Below are 3658 nucleotides of genomic sequence, written 5' to 3'. Positions count from 1 at the left end.
TCCGAAGGTCCCCTGCTTCTGCCAGCAGTTCCCGCTGGATATGCGCTCCCGTCCCGGTCTTCATGAGCCGGGCGAGGGATTCGTGGGCCGGGGCGAGGTCGCCGTTGTCCTCCAAGGCCTCGCGTACGTGGTCGAACAGGGCGTGGACGACCGTGTGCGCGGGGGCGGGCTGCATGGTCGTGGGATGGAGCAGTTGCCCGTCGAGGCCCTCGCGGCCGGCCCGCCAGGCGGACAGCCGCAGCAACGCCACCCCGGGGACTGCGGCCGCTTCATCGGCCCGCCACTGGCGGACCGCGGTCTCGGCCAGGGCACGCACCAGCGTGGCTATCAGCGCGGTGGTAGCCGGATCCAGGCAGACGTCGGCGATCCTGATCTCCACGGTGGGGTAGGTGCGTGAGAGCCGGGCGTCGAAGTAGATCATGCCTTCGTCGCGCAGAGTGCCGGTGGCGATCATGTCTCCGACCAGGCGGTGATACTGCGCTGCCCGAAGACCTCGACCGGGCCGGCCGAGGGCCACCGTCCCCACACCCGGCTGCGGTAACTGGCGTACCCGCTGTCCTTCCCCTGCCAGAACGGCGAATTGGCACTCATGGCGAGAAGAACCGGCAGCCACGGCCGGATCCGGTCCACGATCGCCACGCCCTCCTCGTCCGACTCCACCGACACATGGACGTGGCAGCCGCAGGTCAGCTGCTCATCCGCGGTGAGCCCGTACTGCTCACGCATCCACCGGTACCGCTCCCCCGTACTCAACGACGGGCTCACCGCCAAGGGCGACGTCGCCAGCGCGGCCACCGTCGCACCCACCCCTTCAGCGTGCCGGGCCGCCTCCGCACGCCACCGAAGGATCTCTGCCGCCACATCCTGCATCCGAGTCTGCGGGCGCGTGCCGAACTCCAGCTGCTCGCGCTGCAACTCCGCCCCGAACACCTCGCCCGTACCCGTGGGGTCACGGCGGGCCGAGGCCAGCACTGCGGAGGACAGGGCGCGCGGTTCGAACGATTCGGCGTCCAGCAGGAGGAGTTCTTCCTCCACTCCCACACTGCGCACCATGCTCATGCCGCCGCGGAGTCGTCCTGCCGGCGCGCGCCGGGCAGCCGCAGCGGCGCGGCGATCACCGCGGCATCGACATCACTGGTGCCGGTCGCCACGCACAGCGTGTAGGACACGTCTTCCAGACGCCTGCGCACCTGGGGGTCTCCCGAATCGAGCACGCGCAGCGTCTCGTAACGGTCAAGGAGATCGTCCAGAACGGCGGGGTTGGCCATCAGCATGACTGTTCCTCCTGGCGCGAGTCACGCCGCCGATCAGCGTGTCTGAACCGCCGTGTACCCCGCCACCTCCACCTCAGGCACCGCCCGCAGAATCGGAGGTGATCACGTGCGCCCGTTCTGTGCTCGGGCCGGTCGCGACACCAGGTACGAGGCGTGTTCGCCTAATCCCGGAGCCGGGCCATGACGCGGGCTGCCGCCTTGTCACTGGCATGCCCCTCCAGCGCAGCCCATTCGGCAACGTCCAGCGGCCACAACGCGCTGCGGTACTTGATGACCACTTCGGCCCCGTCCCGGCGCACCGTGTGATGCGAGTCGCCGGGCAGCCTGCCGACCTCGACGACCGCGGCAGCAGACCGGGGACTGCGGCATTTCAGACGCGTCTTGGGCATGGCCAGTGCTCCTGCAGCGACAGACTCGGCAAATCCTGCAACGGATGCTAGCCGGGACACGCCACACTCACCCCCCGTTCCGCGCATTCGGCGTAAAGCACAGCAGCCGCCGGGCCACGGCCCGACACACAACCAGCCGCCCCGTGCCGCACTCACCGTCCGTGCCCGTGCCCAAAGACGACGCCCCGCTGCGCCGCTGACAGGCCATCGGCACATCCCGGTCTCAGCACGGCCGTGCCAGCCGCCTCCACGGCCCCCTCCGGCCGTCGGCGCCCGCGCCTACGAACCAGCAGCTCACCCACATTTCGCACGCCAGTAAGCGCAGATATCGGCGCTCCCGGGACTGCTCAGGCTGTTTTGTGCCTCGTTGGACGGGAAGCCGAATCACAGATGCTGAGGAGTGACTTCGGTGGACATGCCTGATGACATAACTCCCGCTCCGGTGACCCAGGAGCTTCCGATACCCGACTACAAGCACCTGCCGCGGATCACGGTCGAAAGCCGGGTCGGCGCCCTGGACCAGGACGGCGCACAAAAGGTGCTGCGGTACGAACGCGAACACCGAGACCGGACCCCGGTCATCCAGCTGCTCATCGCCCGCCTGCAGCAGATCCGCACCCCGGAGAGGTAACCCTTCGCCCATCTGGCCCGCAGCCTGCGCGCCACCCCGTACCCGCCCAGCCACACGTGACAGCGCTGCCGCCAACAGGCTCAGCCGGCTGACCCTGAGCATGGCGAAAACCGCCCGCCCGGCCGGTGGACCACCACGGCGCCCCGTGCCGTCGCACCACGATCAGCCTGCTGTGGCGCACAACGAAGGGGACCTGCGGTGTGCCGTGGTCGATTCGGCGGGGACCCAAGGCCGCGGCTGGTTCTCCGGCCGGGTCGGCCAACCGCGCCGGGCCTACGGCAGCGCCAGCGCCTGGGCACGCAACCGGTTCAGGATCCTGGTCAGGAGCCGGGAGACCTGCATCTGAGACACACCCAGCCGTTCGCCGATCTGCGCCTGGGTCAATTCGTGCCCGAAACGCAGCAAGAGGATCAGCCGGTCCCGCTCCGGCAGCTGCGCGATCAGCGGCTTCACCGCCTCGAGGTCCTCGATCTTGCTGAAGGCGTTGTCGTCGTAGCCCAGCCGGTCCGCCCACCCGGTTCCGCTGTCGCTCTCGTCGGTGGGCGGTGCATCCAGGGACGCGGCGGAGTAGGCATTGGCGGCCGTCATCGCCTCCACCACCACCTCCTCGCCGATCTCCAGCCGCGCCGCGAGCTCTGCCACCGTCGGCGCCCGGCCCAAATCCGCGGCCAGTGCATCGGTGGCCTTGGCCAGGTCCACCCGCAGCTCCTGCAGACGCCGCGGCACGTGGACGGACCAGCTGGTGTCGCGGAAGAACCGCTTCATCTCGCCCACGATCGTCGGCAGGGCGAAGGTGACGAACTCCACCCCGTAGTCGGGGTCGAACCGGTCGACGGCCTTGATCAGGCCGATCGTGCCGACCTGGAGGATGTCCTCCATCTGCTCCGCGCGCTGGGAGAAACGGCGGGCCGCGAAATGCACCAGCGCCGTGTTCATCTCGATCAGCGTGTTCCGCACGTACTGGTAGTCCGCGGTGCCCTCTTCCAGCGTCTGCAGACGCTGGAACATCACCTTGGAGACCTGCCGCACCTCGGGGGCCGTCATCGCACCGGAAATCTCCGGCAACGTCACCGCGGTGTCGGTCTCCCACACCGCGCCGACCACTCCATCGGTCACCATCTGCATCCCAGCGACCCTCCTCAGTGCTTGCTGTGCCACCATCGCATCACCCGCCTACCCGCGATCATGCAGCCCATGTGAACCCCTCGGCCCGTGGGCGGCGGCAGCGGTGTCGGCTACTGCCGGGGGAACTTGGTGACCGTGTCGAGGTAGAACGCGTCGATGCTCTGCACGGCACGCTCAAAGTCGTCCAGATTGACCGGCTTGGTGACGTAGGCGTTCGCGTGCCGCTGGTAGGCGCTGCT

General features: G+C 68.9%; 4 protein-coding genes and 1 pseudogene. 1 reads left to right on the top strand and 4 read right to left on the bottom strand.

The window, feature by feature from the left end; genetic code table 11:
- The 3 genes and pseudogenes from ABZ883_RS42980 to ABZ883_RS42970 form a co-directional block, all read right to left on the bottom strand.
- Positions 1-1053, bottom strand: a pseudogene (locus ABZ883_RS42980) (glutamate--cysteine ligase); the annotation flags it as partial.
- 2 nt (positions 1054-1055) lie between these two features.
- The gene (locus tag ABZ883_RS42975) at positions 1056-1274 is read right to left on the bottom strand and encodes a DUF5133 domain-containing protein (protein ID WP_360917748.1); all 219 of its coding nucleotides are present in this window, start codon (positions 1272-1274) and stop codon (positions 1056-1058) included.
- A gap of 161 nt (positions 1275-1435) precedes the next feature.
- Positions 1436-1663 (bottom strand): hypothetical protein, encoded by a 228-nt coding sequence (locus tag ABZ883_RS42970; protein WP_360917746.1) that lies wholly within the window; start codon positions 1661-1663, stop codon positions 1436-1438.
- A 415-nt stretch (positions 1664-2078) separates the two neighbouring features.
- On the opposite strand from ABZ883_RS42970, the gene ABZ883_RS42965 reads away from it, so the two are divergent.
- Positions 2079-2294, top strand: coding sequence for a hypothetical protein (locus ABZ883_RS42965; RefSeq protein WP_360917744.1), 216 nt, complete (start codon positions 2079-2081; stop codon positions 2292-2294).
- A gap of 273 nt (positions 2295-2567) precedes the next feature.
- Here ABZ883_RS42965 and ABZ883_RS42960 read toward each other — a convergent pair whose 3' ends face one another.
- Positions 2568-3419, bottom strand: a complete 852-nt coding sequence (locus ABZ883_RS42960) for an RNA polymerase sigma factor SigF (protein WP_360917742.1) — start codon at positions 3417-3419, stop codon at positions 2568-2570.
- Positions 3420-3658: the final 239 nt, after the last annotated feature.

This window comes from Streptomyces sp. NPDC046977 (genome assembly GCF_040644455.1).
Classification (GTDB): domain Bacteria; phylum Actinomycetota; class Actinomycetes; order Streptomycetales; family Streptomycetaceae; genus Actinacidiphila.
The sequence above is the reverse complement of the archived record's forward strand: the minus strand, read 5'-3'. Positions and strand labels throughout refer to the sequence as shown.

Excerpts from the sequence above, each read along its gene's own strand:
- ABZ883_RS42975 (WP_360917748.1), bottom strand. The coding sequence starts at position 1,274 with ATGCTGATGGCCAACCCCGCCGTTCTGGACGATCTCCTTGACCGTTAC.
- ABZ883_RS42970 (WP_360917746.1), bottom strand. The coding sequence starts at position 1,663 with ATGCCCAAGACGCGTCTGAAATGCCGCAGTCCCCGGTCTGCTGCCGCG.
- ABZ883_RS42965 (WP_360917744.1), top strand. The coding sequence starts at position 2,079 with ATGCCTGATGACATAACTCCCGCTCCGGTGACCCAGGAGCTTCCGATA.
- ABZ883_RS42960 (WP_360917742.1), bottom strand. The coding sequence starts at position 3,419 with ATGCAGATGGTGACCGATGGAGTGGTCGGCGCGGTGTGGGAGACCGAC.